Annotated in this window: 19 protein-coding genes and 1 pseudogene; 12 read left to right on the forward strand and 8 right to left on the reverse strand. The window is 71.5% G+C overall.

The window, feature by feature from the left end; translation table 11 throughout:
- Positions 1-178: pseudogene (locus tag ADX84_RS26115) on the forward strand (ATP-binding protein); the annotation flags it as partial.
- Between the two features lie 193 nt (positions 179-371).
- Here the strand turns inward: ADX84_RS26115 and ADX84_RS20875 are convergent.
- Positions 372-941, reverse strand: a complete 570-nt coding sequence (locus ADX84_RS20875) for a TetR/AcrR family transcriptional regulator (protein WP_049578139.1) — start codon at positions 939-941, stop codon at positions 372-374.
- 102 nt (positions 942-1,043) lie between these two features.
- Between ADX84_RS20875 and ADX84_RS20880 the strand changes: the two genes are divergently transcribed.
- Entirely contained in the window at positions 1,044-1,955 is a 912-nt protein-coding gene (locus ADX84_RS20880) for an alpha/beta fold hydrolase (RefSeq protein ID WP_049578142.1), read from the forward strand.
- 187 nt (positions 1,956-2,142) lie between these two features.
- On the opposite strand, the gene ADX84_RS20885 is transcribed toward ADX84_RS20880, so the two are convergent.
- A complete protein-coding gene (locus ADX84_RS20885; protein ID WP_049578144.1) occupies positions 2,143-3,225 on the reverse strand; it encodes a TAXI family TRAP transporter solute-binding subunit in 1,083 nt (360 codons plus the stop codon).
- A gap of 237 nt (positions 3,226-3,462) precedes the next feature.
- Here ADX84_RS20885 and ADX84_RS20890 point away from each other — a divergent pair, with 237 nt between their 5' ends.
- The 8 genes from ADX84_RS20890 (at position 3,463) to ADX84_RS20925 (ending at position 16,129) form a co-directional block, all read left to right on the forward strand.
- The gene (locus ADX84_RS20890) at positions 3,463-4,536 is read left to right on the forward strand and encodes a TAXI family TRAP transporter solute-binding subunit (protein WP_049578146.1); all 1,074 of its coding nucleotides are present in this window, start codon (positions 3,463-3,465) and stop codon (positions 4,534-4,536) included.
- A gap of 13 nt (positions 4,537-4,549) precedes the next feature.
- A complete protein-coding gene (locus ADX84_RS20895) occupies positions 4,550-5,125 on the forward strand; it encodes a DUF1850 domain-containing protein (protein ID WP_049578149.1) in 576 nt (191 codons plus the stop codon).
- A 105-nt stretch (positions 5,126-5,230) separates the two neighbouring features.
- Entirely contained in the window at positions 5,231-7,516 is a 2,286-nt protein-coding gene (locus ADX84_RS20900; RefSeq protein ID WP_049578152.1) for a TRAP transporter fused permease subunit, read from the forward strand.
- A gap of 148 nt (positions 7,517-7,664) precedes the next feature.
- Positions 7,665-8,717 (forward strand): hypothetical protein, encoded by a 1,053-nt coding sequence (locus ADX84_RS20905; RefSeq protein WP_049578154.1) that lies wholly within the window; start codon positions 7,665-7,667, stop codon positions 8,715-8,717.
- 43 nt (positions 8,718-8,760) lie between these two features.
- Complete coding sequence (locus ADX84_RS20910; RefSeq protein WP_049578157.1) at positions 8,761-9,243, forward strand: hypothetical protein; 483 nt, start codon at positions 8,761-8,763, stop codon at positions 9,241-9,243.
- Between the two features lie 74 nt (positions 9,244-9,317).
- Positions 9,318-10,880: a 3' terminal RNA ribose 2'-O-methyltransferase Hen1 gene (locus ADX84_RS20915; protein ID WP_049578160.1), complete on the forward strand. Its 1,563-nt coding sequence runs from the start codon at positions 9,318-9,320 to the stop codon at positions 10,878-10,880.
- Positions 10,877-13,471 carry a polynucleotide kinase-phosphatase gene (locus ADX84_RS20920; protein ID WP_049578162.1) on the forward strand — a complete coding sequence of 865 codons (2,595 nt, stop codon included), beginning with the start codon at positions 10,877-10,879 and terminating at the stop codon, positions 13,469-13,471. The genes ADX84_RS20915 and ADX84_RS20920 overlap by 4 nt, the downstream gene beginning before the upstream one ends.
- A 198-nt stretch (positions 13,472-13,669) precedes the next feature.
- The gene (locus ADX84_RS20925; protein WP_049578165.1) at positions 13,670-16,129 is read left to right on the forward strand and encodes an endonuclease/exonuclease/phosphatase family protein; all 2,460 of its coding nucleotides are present in this window, start codon (positions 13,670-13,672) and stop codon (positions 16,127-16,129) included.
- Between the two features lie 76 nt (positions 16,130-16,205).
- On the opposite strand, the gene ADX84_RS20930 is transcribed toward ADX84_RS20925, so the two are convergent.
- The 5 genes from ADX84_RS20930 to ADX84_RS20950 form a co-directional block, all read right to left on the reverse strand.
- Positions 16,206-16,952 (reverse strand): ABC transporter permease, encoded by a 747-nt coding sequence (locus ADX84_RS20930; protein ID WP_049578167.1) that lies wholly within the window; start codon positions 16,950-16,952, stop codon positions 16,206-16,208.
- A complete protein-coding gene (locus ADX84_RS20935; protein ID WP_049578170.1) occupies positions 16,949-17,713 on the reverse strand; it encodes an ABC transporter permease in 765 nt (254 codons plus the stop codon). Before ADX84_RS20935 ends, ADX84_RS20930 begins: the two co-directional genes overlap by 4 nt.
- Positions 17,710-18,609 (reverse strand): ABC transporter ATP-binding protein, encoded by a 900-nt coding sequence (locus ADX84_RS20940; protein ID WP_049578173.1) that lies wholly within the window; start codon positions 18,607-18,609, stop codon positions 17,710-17,712. The genes ADX84_RS20935 and ADX84_RS20940 overlap by 4 nt, the downstream gene beginning before the upstream one ends.
- Before the next feature lie 123 nt (positions 18,610-18,732).
- Positions 18,733-19,428, reverse strand: coding sequence for a response regulator transcription factor (locus ADX84_RS20945; protein ID WP_049578175.1), 696 nt, complete (start codon positions 19,426-19,428; stop codon positions 18,733-18,735).
- Positions 19,425-20,648, reverse strand: a complete 1,224-nt coding sequence (locus ADX84_RS20950; protein WP_049578177.1) for a sensor histidine kinase — start codon at positions 20,646-20,648, stop codon at positions 19,425-19,427. Before ADX84_RS20950 ends, ADX84_RS20945 begins: the two co-directional genes overlap by 4 nt.
- 147 nt (positions 20,649-20,795) lie before the next feature.
- Here ADX84_RS20950 and galE point away from each other — a divergent pair, with 147 nt between their 5' ends.
- Together galE and guaA are read left to right on the forward strand one after the other, a co-directional pair.
- Positions 20,796-21,809: a UDP-glucose 4-epimerase GalE gene (gene galE, locus ADX84_RS20955; RefSeq protein ID WP_049578182.1), complete on the forward strand. Its 1,014-nt coding sequence runs from the start codon at positions 20,796-20,798 to the stop codon at positions 21,807-21,809.
- 107 nt (positions 21,810-21,916) lie between these two features.
- Entirely contained in the window at positions 21,917-23,497 is a 1,581-nt protein-coding gene (guaA, locus tag ADX84_RS20960) for a glutamine-hydrolyzing GMP synthase (RefSeq protein ID WP_049578179.1), read from the forward strand.
- A gap of 83 nt (positions 23,498-23,580) precedes the next feature.
- Here the strand turns inward: guaA and ADX84_RS20965 are convergent.
- Positions 23,581-24,310 (reverse strand): DUF4352 domain-containing protein (locus tag ADX84_RS20965; RefSeq protein WP_049578185.1); only part of this gene is annotated, 730 nt, incomplete at its 5' end.

The following is a 24,310-nucleotide window of genomic DNA, read 5'->3' on the forward strand; positions in this document are numbered from 1 at the left end:
GGGCGGTTCCGGGTTGGGGCTGTCCATCGTGGTCACGCTCCTGGAGCTCCAGGGGGCGAGCCTGGACCTGACCTCCCGGGAGCCGAACGGGATCGACGCCCGGCTGAGGCTTCGCCTGGCCGAGCACGGTGCAGATGAGCCCGAGACCGCGACCGGGCGGGCCCCGGATGCTCCCTGAGCAGTGTGTCGAAGGGAGATCCTGAGCGGCGAACAGCCGCGGTCCACGCGCGGCCCGGCTCCCACGGCGCCCGCTGCCGCGCCTCGACCCGGCCGATCACCGCGAGCACCACGCGGTCGCGTGTGGGGCCAACCCCTCTCCGGTCGTACTTCCAGTTCGGTGTCGTGCGCAGCGGGGCGGCCGGTCTCGCTCGTCACGCCTCGCGACGGCACCCGGCCAGGAGGATCGCGACCATGCGCTTGGCGTCGGCCTGGTCGTAGTCGGGGCCGGTGATGCAGAGGTTTCCGATGGCGCGCATGAGCGTGTAGGCGGCGATGTCGGAACTGAGCTCGTCGTCGGCGACGCAGGCGTCCAGCAGCGTCGCGCAGGCCGGGAGCAGGGTGTCGAGCATGAGGGCGTGGAGGTTCTCCATCCCGGGGTCACCGGATCCCAGAGCGGCGCCGAGGCCGTGCTTGGTCACCAGGAAGTCCACGAACGCGTCCACCCAACGGGTCAGGGCGGTGAACGGAGCGGCCGATTCCTCCAGGAGCCGGGGTGCGAGTGCGGCGCAGGTGTCGATCTGGTGCCGGTAGACGGCGGTGACGAGGTCCGCCCGGGTCGGGAAGTTCCGGTAGATCGTGCCGACGCCGACGCCAGCGCGTTCGGCGATGTCGCGGATGGGGGCCTGGACTCCCTGGTCCACGAAGGCCGCCGCCGCGGCGTCCAGCACGGCGCCGCGCGTGCGCAGTGCCTGTGCTTGGCGTACTCCGACAGGTTCCGGCACGTGGCACTCCCTTGCTCGCGGAACAGTGTTCCGCTAAATTGGCGGAACGGTGCTCCGTCAAAGTATGGCAGGGCGCCCCCATGAAGAAAGCACAGGTTCCCCATGCCTTCTCACCACCCCGACCAGCGCATCGTCGCGGTCAAGCCCATCGTCGTTCCCGTGCCCGGCCGCGGCATCGACCTCCAGGTGAAGGTCACCGCCCCACTGTCAGGCCGGAACCTCCCGGTCATCGTGTTCTCCCACGGCAACGCATGGTCCATGGACGGATACGAGCCCCTCGTCGACCGGTGGGCGGCCGCCGGGTTCGTCGTCGTGCAGCCCACCCACCTGGACTCCCGCCGGAACGGACTCACGTGGGACGACCCGCGCTTCGCCACCGTCTGGCGCGTTCGGATCGCCGACCTCCACGCGGTTCTCGACCGCCTCGACGACATCCTTCTCCAAGCGGGCGATCTGGAGAATCGTGCCGACCGGGACCGCGTCGCCGTCGTCGGCCACTCCTGGGGCGCCCAGAGCGCCGGTGCGCTCCTCGGCGCGCGCGTGCTCGACGCCGACGGGACTCCCGGGGAGGGCTTCTCCCACGCTGCGGTCTCGGCCGGTGCGCTCATCGCCGCGACCGGAACGGGCGACACCCTCACCCCGTTCGCCCTCGAGCATCTCCCGTTCATGAGGCCGGACTACTCCACCATGACGGCTCCGGCCCTGGTCATCGCGGGCGGCAGGGACGATTCCCAGCTCTCCACCCGGGGGCCCGAGTGGTTCACCGACGCCTATCACCTCAGCCCCGCACCGAAGAGCCTGCTCGAGATCGCCGAGGGCGAGCACACCCTGGGCGGCCTCGCCGGTGAGATGGTCGCCGAGACCACCGACGAGGACCCCGACCGCGTCGCCCTCGTCGCCGACGCGGTCTCCGCCTATCTCCAAGACGCCCTCAAACTCGACAACGCCGCGTGGACCGCGCTCAACGACACCGCCGCAGGGGGCGACGGCACGTGGAGCATCACCAGCAAGTGAACCCGGCCAGACCGCGCTGCGACCGGCCCGTGGGCGCGCGCCCGCCGGATTTCCGGGTTCGGGGTTCCCGACGGGCCCACGGCGAGAGTTCCCTGATCAGGCAGCCGGTGGGTTGGTGTCGCCTCCCGGCCTCTGATCCGGGTTGGTGCCCGGGTGGCGGTGGGCGCGGACCGGGCTCGCCAGTGTCTCAGGGGCCCGTGACCGGCGACAGCTCGTTGGACGGCCCCATCTCCGCGGAGGGCTTCACGGCCTCGGGCGGTGGCCGGTCGTTGGCGTACTTCACCGACCGGTAGTAGTCGACGGCACCCGGATGCAGGGGCACGGGCAGGGTCGAGATCGCCGAACGCGGGTGCAGGTGCAGCGCGACCGGGTGGATCTCGACCAGGTCCGCCTGGAACTCGAAGAGCAACCGGGTGAACTCCTCGGCCTGGTACTCGGGCATCGCGGAGTTCACCACCAGCAGGCTCGGCACCCCGATCGTCCTCACCGCCGGAACGTTCGCGTAGGTCCCGGCCGGAACCGGCAGCTCCGTGAAGTACTCCCCGTACTGCTCGGTCAGCGCGGGTACGTGGCTGGCCAGGTCCAGAAGCCGGATGGGCAGGCGCTCGGCGAGTTCACCGACCGCCTCGGTCGGTATCCCCCCGGACCAGACGAACGCGTCGACGCGCCCCTCCTCCAGTGCCCGCGCCGAATCACCGATGGACAGCTGGAGACGTTCCACCTCCCCGTCGGGGCTGGGCACCTCCCCGATGGGCGACACCCTCAGCCCGGACAGCTCCAGCAGCCGATCAGCCATCATCTCGGTACCCGAACCGGCCGAACCCACCGAGACCGACCCCCCGGCCAGATCCGCGATCTCCTCCACGGGCGAATCCGCGCGAACCACCACGTGCGTGTGGTTGTCGTACAGACGGGCGATGGCGGAGATCGGCAGGGGCCGCTCGAACGGCTTCTTCCCTTCGACGGCCAGAGCGGCCACGTCGGAGAGGGTGAAGGCCACGTCCAACGTCCCGTCGGCCACCCGGAGGTTGTTCTCCACGCTCGCCGCCGTGGTCAGCGCGGTGATCCAGGTGTCCTGCCGGGCCTCGGTGACCTGCGCGAGCCCGCTGCCGTACACGTGGTAGACCCCGCCCGCGCCGCCGGTACCGACGGACAGCCGAAGGGGAGCCGAGTGCAGGGGAGAAGCCCAGGTGAGCGTTGTGACCACGACGGTACAGACGGCCAGGAACCGGGTGACGCTCCACAGACGCTGGGGGACGGACGACGTCATGGCCGAACGATACCAACGAGTGCGAAACCTCAGAAGAGGCTCAAATCCCTTCCCGGGGTCTGCGGATTTCGACGTGATGACGGTTACGTTTCTCGCGGTGGCGGGGCGGGGGCCACGACTGCGTCCCGAGGCCCGCGTGCCGGAACCGGACGCACGGTTCGGGCCCGGCCAGCGGGTATCCCCCGGCACTCCCGCGCCCCCTGACTCACCAAGCATCCCGAGAGGACCCCCACAACCATGCGACGCTCCAAACTGTCTTTGGTCGCCATCCCCGCCAGCGTGCTCATGCTGGCCGCCTGCTCGCAGCCCGCTGAGCAGGCCGCCGAGGACATCGAGCTCGGTGGCGGCGAAGTCCAGAGCAACCTCAGCATCGTCACCGGCGGCACGACGGGTGTGTACTACCCGATCGGCGGCGCCCTGCGCGGCATCATCGGCGACAACCTCGAAGGCCAGTCCGCCTCCGTCGAGGCCACCGGCGCCTCCGTGGAGAACATCCGCCTCCTCGGCTCCGGCGAGAGCCACCTGGCCATCGTCCAGGGCGACGCCGCCGACCAGGGCTTCACCGGCACCGGCGACTTCGAGGGCGATCCCGTCGAGACCTACTCGCTCGCGGTCCTGTACCCGAACGTCTTCCACGCCGTGACGCTCCAGAGCATCGCCGAGCGCGAGGGCTTCGAGTGCTTCTCCGACATCATCGGCACCCGCTACTCGGTGGGTGACATCGGCAGCGGCAACGAGGCCACCACCAACCAGGTCTTCGACTCGCTGGAGATCGGCCCGAGCGAGGTCGAGATCCAGCAGCTGGGCTACGCGGAGACCGCCAACGCCCTGACCAACAACCAGCTCGACGCCGGATCCTGGGTCGTCGGCGAGGGCCACTCGGGCATCACCGAGCTCGGCACCACCGAGGACATCGCGCTCATCGAGATGTGCGACGACGAGCGGGACATGATCGTCAGCGGCTACGGCGGCTACACCGAGCACGTCGTCCCCGGCGGCACCTACCCGGGCATCGAGGACGACGTGTCGACCATCGCCGTCTGGAACGCCCTGGTCGTGCCCGGCACCTTCAACGAGGACCAGGCCTACGAGATCACCAAGGCGATGTTCGAGCACATCGACCAGGTGATCGGCGTCTACGCCCCGGGCGAGGAGTACCTGGTGCCGGAGACCATCGAGAACAGCCCCGTGCCGGTCCACCCTGGCGCCATCCGCTTCTACGAGGAGCAGGGCGTCGACATCCCGGCCGAACTGCGCCCCGAGGGCTCCGAGGCGGGCGACAGCGCCGCCGAGGACACCGACGAAGAGTAGGTCGCACGCACCGATGGAACCGACCGCGGTGGGACCGTCCGCGGACGCCGAGCCCCGGCGTCCGCGGATCTCCGCGCTCCGCCGAGCCGCCCTGTGGGTCGGCGCAGGACTGGGCGCGGCCCTGGTCGTCGGCGCGCTGGTGCCCGTGTGGCCCGCGCTGCGCCTGAGCGTCGACGGCGACCGCCTCGGACACCTGCCGCTGGCCGAGGGCGAACAGTTCACCGTCTCCTACGTGCACTCGATCGACCACCTGCCGATCGAGGAGAACCTCGAGGTCCGTGACGGCGAACTGGTCGCCGACTCCACCCGCCTGCGCCAGTTCGGCGCGGGCATGGGCCAGATCCCCGGACAGGGCACCGGCCGGGCCGACGGTGAGTGGTGGGTCATCGAGGACATGAACCGCCACGTCGGCCCGGAGCTCGCGATCCGCGTGGGCACGGCCTCCGTGGACCACCGGCTGCGCACGCCCGACGCCGAGGTACGGCTCTCCCCGTGCCTCACCTCCCGCAGGGTGGCCGTCGAACCCGCCCGGATCTCCACCCTCGTCCTGCTGGTCGGCCGCTCACCGCAGCCGGTCTGCGACGAGTAGCAGTCCCCCGAAGTCAGGTCGTCCCCCCGCCTGAAGCACCCTCCGCCGCGTGGTCACCGTGTTCTCACGCACCGCGCGGTCCATCTGTTGAACCCGAGGAAGAACATGGCTGAGAAACCGCAGGCGCGGGGTGAAGCGCCCCCGACTCCGGAGGAAACGGAGCGGGACGGCCGCGACGACACCGCCACCGCCACCGCCGACGAGTCGGCCGAGGCGGCCTCCGGCAAGGGAGGCCGCACCGCCGGTACCTCCGCCGACGCCCTGCCGGACGTCGACGGGCTCAACGACGACGCCCCGCCGTTCTGGCGCAGGATCGCCGCCGAGCGCTGGGGCGAGGGCCGGTTCGGGCTGGCCATGGGCGGGATCATCCTCCTCCTGGGAATCGCCCTGACCGCCTTCCAGCTCTGGATCGCCCTGCGCTCCGGTCTGGACGCGCGTCAGCAGCGGCTCATGCACCTGATGCTGGTCATGCTGATGGTGTTCGTCATCATGCCGCCGTTCAAGAAGTCCACGGTGGAGGGGAACCCGGTCGCCCTCGTGGCGGGGGCGGTGCTCGACCTCGTCATGGTCGTCGCGACCGTGGTGGTCAGCTTCTACCCGATCGTCTACCAGGCGGAGCTGGCCCGACGGGCGGGCGCCTACACGGACCTGGACTGGATCATGGGCGTGGTCGCCATCGTGGTCCTGCTGGAGGCGACCCGGCGCTCGGTCGGCCTCATCATGGTGCTGCTGGTGGCCGCCTTCATCTACTACGCCTGGATCGGCCCGCTGATCCCCGGCGACTTCGGCCACTCGGGCGTGACGATCCAGCGCATCTCCACCCACGCCTACCTGGGCAACGACGGCATCTACGGGCTCACACTCGGGGTCGTCGTCACGTTCGTGTTCGTCTTCATCCTGTTCGGCGCGCTGCTGTCCAAGACCGGCGGCGGCAACTTCTTCGTGGGCCTGGCCTACGTCCTCACCGGCCGCATGGTCGGCGGTCCGGCCAAGGGCGCGGTGCTCGGCAGCGCCCTGATGGGTTCGGTCTCCGGCAGCGCCATCGCCAACGTGGTCACCACGGGCCCCTTCACCATCCCGCTGATGAAGAAGGTCGGCTACAAGAAGCACGACGCGGCCGGGGTCGAGGCAGCCGCCTCCACCGGTGGCCAGGTCCTACCGCCCATCATGGGCGCCGGCGCGTTCCTCATGGCGGAGCGGCTGGGCATCCCCTACGCCGACATCGTCAAGGTCGCGATCATCCCCGCGATCATGTACTTCGCGCTGATGTTCCTGTTCGTGGACATCCTCGCCCGCAAGAACAACATCCGGCCGATGAAGGGGGACGAGATCCCCACCTTCGCCATCGTGATGCGCGCGGGCTGGCACTTCATGGCCCCGCTGATCCTGCTGATCGTCCTGCTGCTCAACTACGTGCCGCCGACGCAGGCCGGTCTGGCCGCCTGCGGCGCCCTGCTCGTGGTGGCCATGCTGCGCGCGAGCAGCCGTCTCAGCCTCAAGGACTTCCTCGAGGTGTTCGTGATGGCGGCCCGCAGCACCCTGCCGGTCTCCGTGGCGTGCGCCGTGGCGGGCATCATCGTCGGCATGGTCGGGCTCACCGGCCTGGGCCTGGTCTTTTCGGACGTGCTGGTCAACGCCTTCGCGGGCAACCTGTTCATGACCCTGGTGATGGTGGCCCTGGCCTCCCTGATCCTGGGCATCGGCCTGCCGGTGACCGCCTCCTACGTGGTGCTGGTGATCCTGGCGGGTCCGGCGCTGGAGCAGCTCGGTCTGGCGCTGATCGTCGCGCACATGATCGTGTACTGGCTCAGCCAGGACTCCAACGTCACCCCACCGGTGGCCTTCGCGGCCTTCGCGGCGGCGGGTATCGCCAACTCCAGTCCGATGCGCTCGGGCGTGTCCTCGTGGAAGTTCGCCAAGGGCCTGTACCTGATCCCCCTCCTGATGGCCTACTCGGCGCTCATGGAGGTGGACGGTCCCGTCATCGACCTGGTGCTGGCGATCGCCACAGGATCGGTGGCCCTGGCCGCCGGTGCCATGGCGATCGAGGGCTTCTTCCTGCGCCGCACCCTGCTCGGCGAGCGCATCGCGCTGGGGCTCTCCGCCGCCCTGGTCCTGATCGCCCCCGAGTGGAGCGGCTGGACCGAGTCGCTGCTGTCCGTGCAGGTGTCCGAGCACTGGTTCATCATCGCCGGTACGGTCGCGGGCGTCGTGCTCATCGCGCTCCAGGTGATCAACCACCGCCGTGACAAGGCGAAGGGCCTGGTCGCCCCGCTCGGCGAGGAGCAGCCGAAGGCCGGGCAGACGGTTGGGGCCGAGGAGCCCGAGGAGGTGTCGAAGGACGCGCAGGCCCGGGAGACCACGGAGGCCTCGGAGTCCACGAAGGCCTGACGGTCACACACGGGACCCGCGCGCGGGTCCCGGGACGGGGCGCGGTGGCGACTGCCACCGCGCCCCGGCGTGTTCCACCGGTGCGTTTGGTGGACGCGGGAACCCGCGCTGTGCTGGCGTTGACGCCGCATGTCCTAACCTCGCTGACATGTGGCGATTCGGATGGAAACCGGGGCGGGGCCTCCAGGGCACCGACCTGGAGGCGGTACTGGTTTCGGCCTCCTACGGAACGGACCCCCTGCTGCGCTCCGCCTGCGAGGCGGTGCGGGAGGGCGACACGGAGGTGGGTGCGACCCTGCTCGTGGAGACCAGGGAGGACCCCGAGGTCCGCGCCTACCAGGCCGAGGCGCTGGGAAGGGCCGCCGTGGACCGCCCCAACGAGATCGCGGAGCTGGTCCAGGAGGGCGCCGACCCCGCCGACGCGATGCTCTGGCTCGGCCACGCCCTGATCGCCCGCGCCGTGGCCATGCCCTCCGGGGGAGCCGACACCGCCCAGGCCGACCGCAAGGCCTTCGAGGCGGCCCTGCACGAGGCGCGGGTCCCCCTCGCGGAGTCGGCCCGGCTCAACTCCGACGACGCCGCCCCCTGGTCCGCGCTCCAGACCGTGGCGATGGGGCTGGGAGAGCACGAGGAACGGGAGGCGGCCTGGTCCGAGGTGGTGTCCAGGGCGCCGCACCTGTACCCGGCGCACGTGACACGGGTACGTTCCCTGGCACCCGCCCGAGGGGGATCGGCGGAGGAGATGTTCGCCGCGGCCGGGGCGGTGGCCGACACCGCGCCCGAGGGCAGCCCGCTGCCGTCCGTCCTCGCTGTGGCCCACGCCGAGTTCCTGCGCGGAGAGCAGCGGCGGCTCGTGCGGGAGGGCAACAGCGCCTACATCACCTCCATGGCGATGGGACGCCTGCACGGCGACGCCGTCCGTGAACTGTTCGAGCTCGCCCAGGGGTGGGCCTCCGCGGCCGTCCCGCACGTGAGGGACGTACAGGCCCACCACCTGTTCGGCTGGGCCTTCCACCGGGCGGGGGAGCCGGACCTGGCCCGCTGGCACCTGGGCATGGTCGGTCGGTACGTCTGCGACGTGCCGTGGGCCTTCTTCGGGTCCGCGCGCGCCGAGGCGGCCCTGGCCATGTCCGAGCTCGGGGTGGACCCGCGCCACGCGCCCGGCCCGGAGGGGCCGAGCGGGACAGGCCTGGCTGAGTAGGAGTACTCATGCGGGGCGGGCGGGCGCGGCGCAGACTGGTCCCATGACGAACACGACCCCCGAAGAGACCTCCCCGACGCGCGCCGCCCTCCTCGGCCTCGCCGTGGGCGTCGGCGGGGCCCTCCTGGCCGAGGGCCTCGGCTGGCTGCTCAACACCCTTCTCGTCACGGTCCAGTCCGACGAGGTGGTCGGCGCCAACATCGGCGCCGGACTGGCCGCCACGGCCGTGGCCACGCTCGCCGCGCCGGCCCTGGCCCTGCTCCTGCTGCGGCTGACGCGCGTGCCCCGCCCGCTCGCCGTCGTCCTGTACTCCCTGCCCCTCTACATCGTTCTGACCGTGGCCTCCACCAACGCGGCCACCTACCTGGACCTGTGGCTGTGGGACCGGTTCCCGGACTTCGCCACCGCCACCAGCCCGTGGGTGCCCTGGTACCTCGTGACCGTGCTCTCCCTCGGCGTCGCGGTCGCCCTCTCGGCGCTGCTGGTCACCCGCTCCCACGGACGGCGCGACCCCGCCCGCGCCTGACCCGCGCTCAGCTCGCTTCGGAACGCATCGAAAAAACACTGGTCGGCGGTGACCCCGTCGGAAACAATGCTCGGGTGCTACTGACGATCACCACCACCGCCCAGCCGGCGACGGACCTCGGACACCTGCTGCACAAGCACCCTGACAAGGCGCAGAGCTTCGAGCAGTCCTTCGGGACGGCGCACGTCTTCTACCCCGAGGCCACCGACGAACGCTGCACGGCGGCGCTGCTGCTGGAAGTGGACCCGCAGGCGCTGCTGCGCTCGCGAACGTCAGTGAGCTCCCCGGACTTCGCCCTCGCCCAGTACGTCAACGACCGCCCCTACGCCTCCTCCTCGCTGTTCACGGTGGCGCTCGGCAAGGTGCTGCGGTCCGCGATCCGGGGGGCGAGCGATCGCCGCCCGCAACTGGCCCGCACCCCCATCCCCCTGGTCCTGCACCTGCCAGCGGTGCCCTGCCACTCCGGCCCCGAGCGGGCGCGCGCGCTCTTCGAACCCCTCGGCTGGACCGTGGAGGCCACCCCGGTCCCGCTCGACCCCGGCCTGCCCGGCTGGGGCGACTCGCACTACCTGTCGCTCACCCTGACCGGCACGTTGCGGCTGTCCGAGGCGCTCAGCCACCTGTACGTGCTGCTGCCCGCGATGGAGGGCGGCCACAAGCACTACTGGGTGGACTCCGCCGAGATCGACAAGCTCCTGCGCGCGGGTGGCGCACCCGTCGACGGTGTGGTCGACGAGGACGGCGCGGGTTGGCTGGCCGGGCACCCCGAACGCGCCTGGATCACCCGCCGCTACCTCGCCCGCCGCGAGAAGTACGTACGCACCGCCCTGGCACGTCTGACCGAGGCCGAGGACGGAGCCTCGCGGCCCGACGACGGGAACGGCGACGAGAACGGCGATGGGAACGGCGACGGGAACGGTGGTGAGGCCGCCGGAACCGCCGCCCTGGTGCCGAGCGACCCCGCCGTCGAGGAACGCGAGCCCTCGCTGGCCGACCAGCGCGCGGGCGCGATCATGGCGGTGCTGGGAGCCGAACGGGCCACCAGCGTCATCGACCTCGGCTGCGGCGGCGGCAGGCTGCTGGAGCGACTGGTCCGCGACCGCTCCCTGGAGCGCGTCACCGGGGTGGACGTGCACCTGGGCAGTCTGGAAGTCGCCCACCGCAGGCTCTGCAAGGGCTGCCACCCGGACGGCGGCAGTCGCCACCGGCCCCTCTTCGCCGAGCCCGCCACCCGCAGCGAGGGTGCGTCGCACCGGCCCCGCCCGGAACTCCTGCTGGGCTCCGTGGTCTACCGGGACCGCCGCTTCCAGGGCCACGACGCGGCGGTGCTCATGGAGGTCGTCGAGCACCTCGACCCCTCCCGGCTCCCCGCCATGGAGCAGGTCGTCTTCGGCGACGCCGCCCCCAGGGTCGTCCTGGTGACCACACCGAACGTCGAGTACAACCGCCACTACGAGGGGCTGGCCGAGGGGGAGTTCCGGCACGCCGACCACCGCTTCGAGTGGACCCGCGCCGAGTTCGCCGCCTGGGCCGACCGGGTCGCCGACGAACACGGCTACACCGTCCGCCACCTGCCGGTCGGCCCCGAACACCCCGAGACCGGCGCACCGACCCAGATGGGAGTCTTCACCAAGTGAACGAGTCGAACGACGAGGCCGCCCGCGAGCCCCGAGTGCTCGGCGTGCCCCGGATGGGGCTCGTCCTGCTGGTCGGGGTCTCCGGATCGGGCAAGTCCACCTTCGCCGCCCGGCACTTCCAGCCGACCCAGGTGATCGGCTCCGACTTCTGCCGGGGCATGGTCAGCGACGACGAGAACGACCAGAGCGCCACCGCCGACGCCTTCGCCCTCCTCGGCACCGTCGTGGACATCCGCCTGCGGCGCGGGCTGCTGACTGTGGTGGACGCCACCAACGTCCAGCGCAAGGCGCGCGACCAGCTCGTCCGTATCGCGAAGGACAACGACGTCCTCACGACGGCGATCGTCCTCGACGTGCCCGAGGTGGTGGCCCGCGAGCGCAACCGCGTCCGCCCCGACCGCGACTTCGGCGACCACGTGATCCGCCGTCAGCGCCGCGACCTCAAGGAGGGGCTCAAGCGGATGTCCCGCGAGGGCATCCGGAGGACGTACGTCCTCCAGGGGCAGGAGGAGATCGACTCCGTCCGCGTCGAGCTGGAGCGCCCCTGGCCGGAGCGGACCGAACTCACCGGCCCCTTCGACATCGTCGGGGACGTCCACGGCTGCCGTTCCGAACTGGAGAGCCTGCTGGGGGAACTCGGCTTCGAACTGCGCCGCGACGACCTGGGCCGACCGGTCGGCGCCCGGCACCCCGAGGGCCGCACGGCGGTGTTCGTCGGAGACCTCGTGGACCGGGGCCCCGACAGCCCCGGGGTCCTGCGCCTGGTCATGGGCATGGTCGCCGACGGCGACGCCCTCTGCGTGCCCGGGAACCACGAGAACAAGCTGGTCCGGTATCTGAGCACCGGCAAGGGCAGGCTCACCCACGGCCTGGCCGAGACCGTCGAGCAGCTGGGCCGCGAGAGCGAGGAGTTCCGCAAGGAGGTCCTGGAGTTCTGCGACGGCCTGGTCAGCCACCTGGTGCTGGACGGCGGCGACCTCGTGGTGGCGCACGCCGGTCTCAAGGAGGAGTACCACAACCGCGCCTCGGGACGGGTTCGCTCCTTCGCGCTGTACGGCGAGACCACCGGTGAGACCGACGAGTTCGGCCTTCCCGTCCGCCTGCCCTGGGCCCGCGACTACCGGGGCCGGGCCACAGTGGTCTACGGGCACGTCCCCACGCACAGGGCCGAGTGGATCAACCGCACTATCTGTCTGGACACCGGCTGCGTGTTCGGCGGCAGGCTCACCGCGCTGCGCTACCCCGAACGGGAGATCGTGGACGTGGACGCCGAGCGCACCTGGTACGAACCGGTCCGCCCCCTGGTGGAGACCCAGCCCCGGCCCGAGGAGCGCGGCACCGGTCAGGTCATCGACATCAACGACGTCGGAGTGGCCGACCACCACGCCGGACTCGTGGTCGAGACCGGGTACGGGACCGTGCGCGCCGACTCCGAGAGCGCCGTGGCCGCCCTGGAGGTGATGAGCCGGTTCTCCGTGGACCCCCGGTGGCTGCTGTACCTCCCGCCGACGATGGCCCCGGCGCCGACCGCCGCCGACCCCGGCCTGCTGGAACACCCAGACGAGGCCTTCGCCGCCTACCGGGGCTCCGGGGTGGGCGAGGTGGTCTGCCAGGAGAAGCACATGGGCTCGCGGGCGGTGGCCGTCCTTTGCCGTGACGAGGCCGCCGCCGCGCGCTGCTTCGTCCCGGGCGAACCGGGCACCGTGTACACGCGCACCGGTCGCCCCTTCTTCCGCGACCCCGAGGTCCAGGCGGAGGTGGTCGACCGACTGCGGCGGGCGGTGACCGACGCCGGGCTCTGGGACCGGCTCGGCACCGACTGGCTGGCCCTGGACGGCGAGATGCTGCCCTGGTCCGCCAAGGCGCACGCCCTCATCCGGGAGCAGTACGCCTCCGTGGGGGCGGCCGCCCGGGCCTCCCTGCCCGCGGCCTCCGCCGCGCTGGCGGCAGCGGCGGACCGGGGCGTGGACGTCGGCGGGCTCGCCGCGACCATCGCCCGGCGCACCGAACAGACCGAGGCGTTCAGCCAGGTCTACCGCCGCTACACCTGGGACACCGAGGGCGCGGACGGACTCCGCTTCGCCCCGTTCGCGCTCCTGGCCACCGAGGGCAGGGAGTACACCGAGGCCGACCACCTCTGGCACATGGGCGTGGCCGAGCAGCTCGCCGGGACCGGCGGGATGGTCCAGGCCACCCGCTACCGGGTGGTGGACACCACCGATCCGGCCTCCTGCTCGGCGGCGGCCGACTGGTGGCGCGAGATGGTCGACCAGGGCGGAGAGGGCATGGTGGTCAAGCCGCTGCTCGGAGCCCGGGCCAGGGGCCGCAAGGGGCTGGCCCTGCCGGGGCTGAAGGTGCGCGGCCCCGAGTACCTGCGGATCATCTACGGGGCCGACTACACCGACCCGGAGCGGATCGCGGTGCTCAAGGACCGCAGGCTCGGCCGCAAGAACGGACTGGCCATGCGCGAGCACAAGCTCGGCCTGGAGGCCCTGACCCGCCAGGCCGCCGGTGAGCCGCTGTGGCGGGTGCACGAACCGGTCTTCGCGGTGCTCGCACTGGAGACCGAGCCGGTCGACCCACGTCTGTAGCCGGACCGGACCAGTGGACGACGGCGGCCCGGACCTTGGAGGATCACACCGGGGTCCGGGCCGCCGCTTGTCGTGTGATCACAACAATCGGACACCGGGACGCCTTCATTTCATGTGCACTCCTTCAAGCGGACATCCGTGACCGCGATGATGTGGCCCCACGGATCCCCCCGATTCCCCCCAGAAACCGGAGCAGGCGTGTCCCCAACCCCCTCCAGAACCACGTTCCCTGCCTGTCGGAGAACCCTCGCCTCCGCCGCCGCACTGGCCGCCGCGGCACTGGGCGCGAGCCTCCTCGCCCCGCTGCCCGCCCTCGCCTCGGCCGACACCCCCGTGATCAGCGAGGTCTACGGCGGTGGCGGCAACAGCGGGGCGCAACTGCGCCACGACTTCGTCGAGCTGGGCAACCCCACCGCGGCCGACGTCGACCTCACCGGGTGGAGCGTGCAGTACCTGCCCGCGCGCCCCGGCCCGAACACCCGGGTCCAGGTGACGCCGCTCAGCGGCAGCGTCGCCACCGGCGAACACCACCTGGTCCGCCAGGCGGCCGGAACCGGCGGCACCACCGACCTCCCCACCCCCGACGACACCGGCAACACCAACATGTCGGCCTCCGCCGGGGCCGTGCTCCTGGTGGAGGGCACCGCCCCCGTCGAGTGCCGCACCGCCGCGACCTGCGCCGAGGACGGGTCGATCGTCGACGTCGTCGGCTACGGCGACGCCGTGGTCCACGCGGGGTCGCCCGCGCGCGGCACCGGCAACACCACCTCGGTGTCCCGCGACGGGGCCTTCACCCACTCCGGGAACAACTCCGCCGACTTCACCGTGGGCGAGCCGACCCCCACCAACGGCGCGGGCGAGACCGTCGAGGGCCCCGGAGGCGGTGAACCCGAGGAACCCGTCGAACCCGGCGAGCTGCGCATCCACGACGTCCAGGGCACCACCCGGACCTCCCCGTACGCGGGCGACCAGGTGATCGGACTGCCCGGTGTGGTCACCGCGGTCAACGCCTTCGGCAGCGGCCGCGGGTTCTGGTTCCAGGACACCGAGGGAGACGGCGACCCGCGTACCAGCGAGGCGCTGTTCGTCTTCACCGGCTCCACCACACCCGACGTGGCGGTCGGCGACGAGGTGCTGGCGGCCGGACAGGTCAGCGAGTACCGTCCCCAGACGGGCGCGCAGACCATCACCCAGCTGGAGAAGGCCCGGTGGACCACCCTCTCCCGGGGCAACGACCTCCCCGAGGCGGTGCTGCTCGACGCCGACGCCATCCCCCAGGACCACGCCCCGGACCACGGCGGCGACGTCACCGAGCTCGAACTCGAGCCCGACAAGTACGCCCTGGACTTCTGGGCCGCCCACGAACACATGACCGTCCGCGTGGAGGACGCCCCCGTCATCGCTGCCACCGACGGCTACGACGCCCTGTGGGTGACCACCCGCCCGGACGAGAACCGCACCCGCAACGGCGGCGTGCACTACGGCTCCTACGACGACCCCAACACCGGTCGTGTGAAGATCGAGTCTCTGCTCGACCGCGACGTGCGCCCCTTCCCGGAGGCGAACGTCGGCGACACCCTGGCGGGCGTCACCGAGGGCCCCGTCTACTACAGCCGGTTCGGCGGCTACCTGGTCCGCGCCACCACCCTGGGCGAGCACGTCCCCGGAGACCTGGAGCGCGTCCCGGTCCGCGACACCGCGCGGCACGAGATCAGCGTGGCCACCTACAACGTCGAGAACCTCGGCGGCGCGGACGACCAGGCCGACTTCGACGCCCTCGCCGAGGGCTTCGCGGCCTACCTGGGCGCACCGGACATCGTCGGACTGGAGGAGATCCAGGACAACAGCAGCGAGACCGACGACGGTGTCGTGGCCGCCGACGTCACGCTGGACCGCCTCGTCGACGCCATCGCTGCGGCGGGCGGACCCACCTACGAGTGGCGTGAGATCAGCCCCGAGGACAAGAAGGACGGGGGGGTCCCCGGCGGGAACATCCGCAACGCCTTCCTCTTCAACCCCACGCGGGTCCAGTTCGTGGACGCCGAGGGCGGCGACGCCACCACCCCGGTCGAGGTCGTGGAGGGGGAACGCGGCGTCGAGCTGTCCGTCTCCCCGGGCCGGATCGCGCCCCGGGACGAGGCGTGGAACTCCAGCCGCAAGCCGCTGGTCGGCCACTTCCGCGCGCTCAACCGCGACGTGTACGTGGTCACCAACCACTTCAACGCCAAGGGCGGCGACGAGTCCCTGCACGGCGTCAACCAGCCGCCTAGCCGGGTGACCGAGACCCAGCGCCACAAGCAGGCCACCCTGGTGCGAGAGTTCGCCGACGACCTCCTCGCCGCCGACCCGGAGGCCAACCTGGTGGTGATGGGCGACCTGAACGACTTCCAGTTCTCGACGACCCTGGACATCCTCACCGGCGACGGCGCGCTCACCAACCCCATGGTGGACCTGCTGGACGAGGACGAGGGCTACAACTACGTCTTCGACGGCAACTCGCAGGCGCTCGACCACATCCTGGTCAACGGCGCCCTGGCCGGACGGGTGGACTACGAGGTCGCCCGGATCAACTCCGAGTTCCACGACCAGGTCAGCGACCACGACCCGCAGGTCCTGCGGATCGACACCCGGCGCAGTACCTCGCCGGGCCGGCACTAGCGATCCCCGGATGTGAGTGACGGGGAGGGGCGGGCGCCGTACGCGGCGCCCGCCCCTCCTGTTGAGCGGACCTTCCTCAGGGCACGTCCCGGCGGGACAGCACGAACGCGGACAGCACCCACAGCGCCGCGGTCAGGGCCAGCGCTGAGAAGACGATGGCGACCACGGCGGCGGGGTCGGGGCCCGTCGTGTCGGAGACCGCGCTGTTTCCCACGAACAGCGCCGAGGTGAGCACGGAGTGCGGGACCGTGTGGGACAGGACGCCGCCCTGACCGCCGAGCAGGGCCCCCGTCCCGATCGCGCATCCCAGCAGCCCCAGGGCGACGGGCGGGGTGAACGAGCCGATCAGCATCGACAGCAGTGACTGCGCGGCCACGACCGGCAGGGCGGCCACCACGCCCAGCAGCGCCACGAGGGCGTACTCCCAGGGCAGGGTCCCTCCCAGCCCCAGCACGAGTGACCCGGTCATGGCCACCAGGAGCAGCATCACCACCTGCATCACCCCCACCACCAGGGTGAGGGACAGGATCTTGGCGCCCACGATCGCCGCAGGACGGACGGGGGCGGACATGAGCAGGTTCCAGTTGTTCCCCCTGTGCTCCATACGCCAGGAAGCCGAGGACAGAACCGCCACCCCCATCGCCATGAAGAACAGCCCGTGGAAGAGCACCGCCTGGGACCAGTAGGGACCCCACCCGGAGGACAGGGTTCCCTGGTTGCCGGCGTAGTTCAGCGTCCCGGCGGTGACGGCGAGCACCGGCAGCACCACCGAGACGACCCACAGGGCCGACCGGCGCAGTTTGGCGAGTTCGGCGACGATCACGCGGGACCTCCCTCGCCGCGGTCGAAGCGCCGACAGGCAGCCCAAAACAGGGCCGCGGACGCGCACAGGAAGAGAGCGAACGGCCAGCCGGCGGGCGCCGCCGCGACCAGGTGGTTCCCCTCCATCGCCAGCGGCGAGATCGCCGCGTAGTAACCCCAGGGCAGGAAGTAGGCCGCCTGGACGGGCATGAGCAGGGAGGTGACCGCGTAGAACGCGCCGAGCAGCCCCACCCCCAGCCCCACGAGCTGGTTGTCGACCCGGGCAGCGAGCCACAGGTGCAGGCACAGCACCGCCAGGTGCACCGACACCAGACAGAGCCCGTACCGGGCCCACAGGTCCAGGGGAGGGGCGGACCCGATCCCGGCGACCGCCCCGGCCGCGACGACCAGGACGCACTGGGCCGCCACCGTCACGGTCAGCGCGGCACCGACCACCACGGCCTTGGCCAGGCAGAGCAGTCCCGGGCCGAAACCGCTCACCCTGGCCAGGAGCCACCCCTGTCCCTGGTGTTCGATCTCCACCTGGCGGCCCGCGAGCACCGCCACCAGGATCGGCGAGGTCATCGCCGTGATCAGGACCTGGTTGAGCAACAGCTGCTCCCACGGCTGGGCGCCGGGATCGGTGAACCCGGCCCGCGTCGACTCCGATCCCAGGTTCATCGTGGTCAGGACGACGACGGCGACCACCATCACCAGGCACAGTGCCCACAGTCGAAGTCGGCGTGTCTTGCGCAGCTCCAGGCCCACGGCCGTGTGGATCACGAGAGGCCCTCGTGTCCGGTCAGGTCCATGAAGACCTCCTCCAGGGACCGGCGGACCCGGCGCACCCCGTGCACGGGGACGTCGTGGTGGACCAGGAACCGGACCAGGTCGGCGGTGCCGTCGTCTCCCAGCCCGGTCAGGCGCAGGCCCTCGGGCACCCGAGCGGCCGACAGGCCGAGCGCCAGGGCTCGCTCGGGCTCGGTGGTGTCCACGATCAGGTCCGGGGTGCTGCGATCGAACAGCTCGCTCCTGGTGCCCTGGAAGACCAGCCGCCCCCGGCCGAGGATCCCCAGGACGGACGCCATCCGGTCGACCTCGTCGAGCAGGTGGCTGGAGACCATGACGGTCACCCCTTCGTCGGCCAGCGACACCAGGAGGTCGCGGATCTCCTCGATCCCCGCCGGGTCCAGCCCGTTGGTGGGTTCGTCCAGGACGAGCAGCCTGGGCTCGCGGGCGAGCGCCATGGCGATCCCCAGCCGCTGCTTCATGCCGAGCGAGTAGGCGCGGACCTGCCGGTCCATGTGGTCGCCGAGCCGCACGGTCGCCACGGCGCGCTCCACCTGGCGGTCGGTGAGACCGACCATCCGGCGGACGATCGCCATGTTCTCGCGCCCCGTCAGGTGCCCGTAACCCGGAGGCGACTCGATCAGGGAACCGATCAGCGGCGCCACCTCGTGTCGGTTGCGGCGGTCGACCGGGCGCCCCAGGACGCTGATCCCGCCACGGCTGGGTCGTACCAGCGACAACAGCATCTTCATCGTGGTGGACTTGCCGGACCCGTTCGGTCCCAAAAACCCGTAGACACAGCCCTCGGGGACCCGCAGGTCCAGGGAGTCCACGACCGTACGCGATCCGTAGACCTTGGTCAGACCCTCGGTGGTGATGACATGACTCATGGAGCCTCCTTCCACCGAGGAGACTCCCTCCACGGGCCCGTGCGGCGCATCGGACCGCGGTACCGGAAACCGCCCCGTCCCACGGTAGGAGGCGGCGGGCCCACCGGGGCGGAACGGCCCCGCTCAGGCGCCCCGCAGCAGGTCCTCCCGGCCGACGAGCCCGGTCCGGAAGGCGAACAGCACCGCCTGGACCCGGTCCCGCGCGCCGGTCTTGGCCAGGATGCTGCCCACGTGCGTCTTGACCGTGGGCATGGACAGCACCAGGAGTTCGCAGATCTCCGTGTTCGTGTGCCCGCGCGCCACCGCCGTGAGGACCTCCCGCTCCCGGGGGGTCAGGGACTCCAGCGCCCGCAGGGAGGTTCGGGGGAGAGCCAGCGAGGGGCCCGGACGCCCGCCCAGCAGCGGGCGCACGTGCCCGATCAGCCGCCTCGTCGAACTCGCCGAGATCACGGAGTCGCCCCGGTGCACGGTGCGCAGCGCGGCCAACAGTTCCTCGGGGTCCGTGTTCTTGAGCAGGAATCCGGCGGCGCCCGCCTCGATCCCCTCGATCACGTACTCGTCGGTGTCGAAGGTGGTGAGTACGACGATCCGGCACGTCGCGCCCGCGTCCACCAGGGCCCGGGTGGCGGTCAGGCCGTCCGTCCCCGGCATCTGGACGTCCATGAGCAGCAGGTCCACCGGATCTGAGCGCTGCCGACCGACCGCCTCGGCCCCGTCAGCCGCCTCCCACCGCACGGTCATGTCGGGCTGGGAGTCGATGACCATCGCCACGCCCGCGGTGAAGAGCCGCTGGTCGTCCGCGAGCCCCACCCGGATCAAGCCTGCTCCCAGGGGACCACGGCCCGCATCCGCCACGTCCCGGACGCCGGGTCCACCCCCGCCTCCAAGCTGCCGCCGTGCAGTGCCACCCTCTCCCGCATCCCGACCAGCCCGTGCCCGTGGGGCCGTTCGCCGGGCCCGAGCGGAACGGTGCCGAGCGGGTTGGCCACGCTGACGGCGATCCTCCCCGGCGTCCGGACCAGGCCGACCCGTACGGCCACCGGCCCCGCGTGCTTGAGGACGTTGGCCAGCGACTCCTGCAGCAGGCGGTAGACCGTCAGCGAGACACTCGCGGGCGGGTCCTGCGCGTCGTCCCCCGGCCCGTCTCCCTCCCGGACCAGACGCACGCGCAGTCCCGCCTCCCGGTACTCCTCCACCAGTGGGACGAGCGCTTCGAGGCCGGGCGCGGGGCGGGGCGGGCGCGGGTCGTCCTCACGCAGTACCCCGAGGAGCCGGTGGACTTCACGGGAGGACTCGCGCCCCACCCGGCCGATCGTCGTCAATGCCGCCACCGCCCGTTCCGGTGCCGTGCTCGCCGCGTAGCGACCGCCGTCGGCCTGGGCGACGATGACGTTCAGCGAGTGCGCCAGGACGTCGTGCATCTCCCGGGCGATACGGGCGCGCTCGTCCAGCGCGGCCAGCCTCAGTTCCTGTTCGCGCTTGGTCTCCAGCAGGAGGGCGTGTTCCCTCAGACGGTCGACCTCCTCCCGGTTGTGCCGACGAACCGCACCGAGCAGCGCGAACATCAGCAGGGTCGTCCACCCGAACAGCAGGGACGTGACCCGAACGCCGAGATCCTCCGTGAAGACCGTGTGTGGAACGAACAGCACGGCGCCCGCCGTGCCCGTGAGCAGGGCCGCCAGGACGAGGCGGCGTCCGGCCGGGGCGAGCTCTGTCTGGGAGGTGTAGGAGGCGACCAGCACACAGACCACCGACAGGGTGGTGAACTGGCCCATCCACCACACCTGGAGGGCCAGCAGGACCGCCAGGACCGCCATCGAGGAGAGCGGTCGCGCGCGGCGTGCTCCCAACGCCGCGCAGCACCCCGCGGCCAGGGCCAGGTAGGCGGCGGTGTCGAAGGCCGAGGCGTTCGTGAACGGCCAGGTCGCGACCGTCAGGCCGAACCAGAGCAGGGCCCAGGACAGGTCCGTCGTGAGCGGGTGTTCACGGGCCCAGGACCTCAGGCGGCCCGGTGCCGGGCGCGGGGGCTGAAGGGGCATGGGGCCACACGCTACCCAGGCCCGGGCCCCGCGTCCTCATACCGGGGTACGAACCCGGGTGACGGATGGTGGCGTGGACAACCCGATCGGGGCCCGCGCGGCCCATATCCTGGGAGGGCCAGCACCGCCCATCCCAGGGAAGCGATGATGAACGTACTGCTCACCGGTGGCGCCGGGTACATCGGCACCCACACCGCGGTCGAACTCCTCCGGGCGGGGCACGGTGTCGTCGTCGTCGACTCCCTCGTCAACAGCCACGAGGAGGCCCTCCGGCGGGTCGAGCGGATCACCGGTCGCGAGGTCGCCTTCCACCGGGTCGACTGCACCGACGCCGAGGCGATGCGCGGCGTCTTCGAGCGGCACGACATCGACGCCGTCATCCACCTGGCCGGGTTCAAGGCCGTGGGCGAGTCGGTCGAGCAGCCCCTGCGCTACTACCGCAACAACCTCGACGCCCTGCTGACCCTCTGCGAGACAATGGACGCGGCCGGGGTGCGCGACCTCGTCCTCAGCTCCTCCGCCACCGTCTACGGCGACCCGCGGCGCGTACCCATCGTCGAGGACGCCGAGCTGTCGACCACCAACCCGTACGGCAACACCAAGCTGTTCGCCGAACGCATCCTGGACGACCTCGCCACCGCCGACCCGAGCTGGCGGATCATCTCCCTGCGCTACTTCAACCCGATCGGCGCCCACCCCAGCGGCCTGATCGGCGAGGACCCCCAGGGCGTCCCCAACAACCTCTTCCCCTACATCGCCCAGGTCGCCGCAGGACGCCGCGAGCGGCTGAGCGTGTACGGCGACGACTACGACACCCCGGACGGCACCGGGGTACGCGACTACCTGCACGTGGTGGACCTGGCCAACGGGCACCTGGCCGCGGTGGACCACCTCGCCGATACCCCCGGCCACCGCGTCTACAACCTCGGCACCGGACAGGGCACCTCGGTCATGGAGGGCCTGCACGCCTTCGAGCGCGCCACCGGATCAGCCCTGCCCTACACGGTCACCGGCCGTCGCCCCGGTGACATCGCCGTCTGCTACGCCGACCCCACGGCCGCCTCCCGGGACCTGGGCTGGAAGGCGGAGCTGACGGTGGACGACGCCTGCCGCGACGCCTGGCGCTGGCAGTCCGGGAACCCCGGAGGGTTCGCGGGCTGAGCCGCCCGGTACGGGTGCCGGGCGGCACACTCACCGGTGCGTCCCGACCACGGCCAACGCCCTAGACTGGACGGACATCCACATTTTTCTGCGGAAGGTCCTCCGTCGTGTCCGTTGGTGCTGACAGCACGTTCGACACCGTCCTCGTCGTCGACTTCGGTGCGCAGTACGCGCAGCTGATCGCCCGACGGGTCCGGGAATGCCACGTGCACAGCGAGATCGTGCCCTCGACCATGCCCGTCGAGGAGATGCTCGCCAAGAAACCCAAGGCCATCATCCTCTCCGGCGGCCCCTCCTCGGTGTACGCCGAGGGCGCCCCGAGCGTGGGCGCCGAGCTGTTCGAGACCGGGGTCGCGACCTTGGGTATCTGCTACGGCTTCCAGGCCATGACGCGCGCCCTGGGCGGGGTCGTGGACCGGACCGACCTGAGCGAGTTCGGCCGCACCGCGCTGACCGCCAGCTCCGACTCCGTGCTGTTCGAGGGCCTGCCCGAGGACCTGAGCGTGTGGATGTCGCACGGCGACTCCGTGGTCCAGGCCCCGTCCGGGTTCAAGAGCACCGCCAGCACCGCGGGCGCCCCCGTGGCCGCCTTCGAGGACACCGAGCGCCGCCTGTTCGGCGTCCAGTTCCACCCCGAGGTCATGCACACCGAGCACGGCCAGGACCTGCTGCGCCGCTTCCTCTACGAGGGCGCGGGCTGCCGCCCCACCTGGACGATGGTCAACATCGTCGAGGAGCAGCTGGAGCGCATCCGTGAGCAGATCGGCGACAAGCGCGTGATCTGCGCACTCAGCGGCGGCGTCGACTCCGCCGTGGCCGGTGCCCTGGTGCAGCGCGCCGTTGGCGACCAGCTCACCTGCGTGTTCGTGGACCACGGCCTGCTGCGCAAGGGTGAGGCCGACCAGGTCGAGAAGGACTTCGTCGCGATCACCGGCGCCAAGCTCAAGGTGGTCGACGCCGAGGAGCAGTTCCTGTCGGAGCTGGCCGGGGTCACCGACCCCGAGGAGAAGCGCAAGATCATCGGCCGCGAGTTCATCCGCGTCTTCGAGCAGGCGGCCCGTGAGGTCGTCGCCGAGAGCGGCGAGGACGACGCCGAGGTCGAGTTCCTCGTGCAGGGCACCCTGTACCCGGACGTCGTGGAGTCCGGCGGCGGCACCGGCACCGCGAACATCAAGTCGCACCACAACGTCGGCGGGCTGCCCGACGACCTCCAGTTCACCCTGGTGGAGCCGCTGCGCGAGCTGTTCAAGGACGAGGTCCGCAAGGTCGGCGAGGAGCTGGGCCTGCCGCCCGAGATGGTGTGGCGCCAGCCCTTCCCGGGCCCGGGCCTCGCCATCCGGATCATCGGCGAGGTGAACCGGGAGCGCCTGGAGATCCTGCGCGAGGCCGACGCGATCGCCCGCGAGGAGCTCTCCCGCGCCGGACTGGACCGCGACATCTGGCAGTGCCCCGTCGTGCTGCTCGCGGACGTCCGCTCCGTGGGTGTCCAGGGCGACGGCCGCACCTACGGCCACCCCGTCGTGCTCCGCCCGGTCAGCAGCGAGGACGCGATGACGGCCGACTGGTCGCGCGTGCCCTACGACGTGCTCGCCCGCATCTCCAACCGCATCACCAACGAGGTGCGCGAGATCAACCGGGTGACGCTGGACGTGACCAGCAAGCCCCCGGGCACCATCGAGTGGGAGTAGCCGCGCGGCGCTCCACCTGACGTGATCGGGCCCGGCACACACGGTGTGCCGGGCCCGATCGTCGTCTGCGGGGACGCGCGGAGTCAGTCCTGGCTGACGAACACGTTGATGGCGGTGTCCTCGGCGTCCTGGGCGTGGGTGAGGAGCAGTACGGAGGGTTCCTCGCCCGACCTCACGCTGAACACCAGCTCGCCGCTGGCCTCCGCGCCCGGGGAGACGGGCTCCCAGAGGGAACCCTTCTTCTCCTCGGAGGTGGGGGTGTCGGCGGTGATCCACCGGTTGTTGTCGGTGATCAGCCGCTGCTCGGCCGAGCTGAACACGATCTCGTCGCTCCCGAGGTTCTCCATGGCGAGGTCGGCCACGCAGTACACGCCGCCCTCGATGCTGGAGCGCCCCGGGATCGAGTCCAGGCAGCGGAGTTCGACGCTGTACCGGACCGTGCCGTCCTCGGACACCGCGTTGCCGTCGGTGTTGGTGGGCTCGGGCACGTCCGGGTCCATGTTGCCGAGGCCGTCGTCGGGCACGTCGGGTTCCTGGGCGGAGTCGTCCGGCCCCTGGTTGGCGGGCGGCGGAGTGCCCTGTTCGTCCGCGCCGTCGGGTCTGTTCAGGATCACCACGGCCACGATCACGAGCATCAGCACCAGGCCGATACCGGCGGCGAGCAGCCCCCAGAACAGGCCGCCCCTCCTGCCGGGCGCGGCGGGCTGGTGCGGTGGCGGCGGAACCGGCGGCACGTACGGCTGGGGACCCCGCTGCTGCTCGGCTGGCGGCGGCACCATGGGGATGGGGCCGCCGCCAGCCGAGCAGCAGCGT

This window comes from Nocardiopsis sp. SBT366 (assembly GCF_001083815.1).
GTDB classification, from domain to species: domain Bacteria; phylum Actinomycetota; class Actinomycetes; order Streptosporangiales; family Streptosporangiaceae; genus Nocardiopsis; species Nocardiopsis prasina.

Bases quoted from the DNA above. Each gene is read 5' to 3' on its own strand.
- ADX84_RS20885 (WP_049578144.1), bottom strand. From the start codon at position 3,225: ATGACGTCGTCCGTCCCCCAGCGTCTGTGGAGCGTCACCCGGTTCCTG.
- ADX84_RS20900 (WP_049578152.1), top strand. From the start codon at position 5,231: ATGGCTGAGAAACCGCAGGCGCGGGGTGAAGCGCCCCCGACTCCGGAG.
- ADX84_RS20890 (WP_049578146.1), top strand. From the start codon at position 3,463: ATGCGACGCTCCAAACTGTCTTTGGTCGCCATCCCCGCCAGCGTGCTC.
- ADX84_RS20910 (WP_049578157.1), top strand. From the start codon at position 8,761: ATGACGAACACGACCCCCGAAGAGACCTCCCCGACGCGCGCCGCCCTC.
- ADX84_RS20950 (WP_049578177.1), bottom strand. From the start codon at position 20,648: ATGCCCCTTCAGCCCCCGCGCCCGGCACCGGGCCGCCTGAGGTCCTGG.
- ADX84_RS20940 (WP_049578173.1), bottom strand. From the start codon at position 18,609: ATGAGTCATGTCATCACCACCGAGGGTCTGACCAAGGTCTACGGATCG.
- ADX84_RS20880 (WP_049578142.1), top strand. From the start codon at position 1,044: ATGCCTTCTCACCACCCCGACCAGCGCATCGTCGCGGTCAAGCCCATC.
- galE (WP_049578182.1), top strand. From the start codon at position 20,796: ATGAACGTACTGCTCACCGGTGGCGCCGGGTACATCGGCACCCACACC.
- ADX84_RS20895 (WP_049578149.1), top strand. From the start codon at position 4,550: ATGGAACCGACCGCGGTGGGACCGTCCGCGGACGCCGAGCCCCGGCGT.
- ADX84_RS20905 (WP_049578154.1), top strand. From the start codon at position 7,665: ATGTGGCGATTCGGATGGAAACCGGGGCGGGGCCTCCAGGGCACCGAC.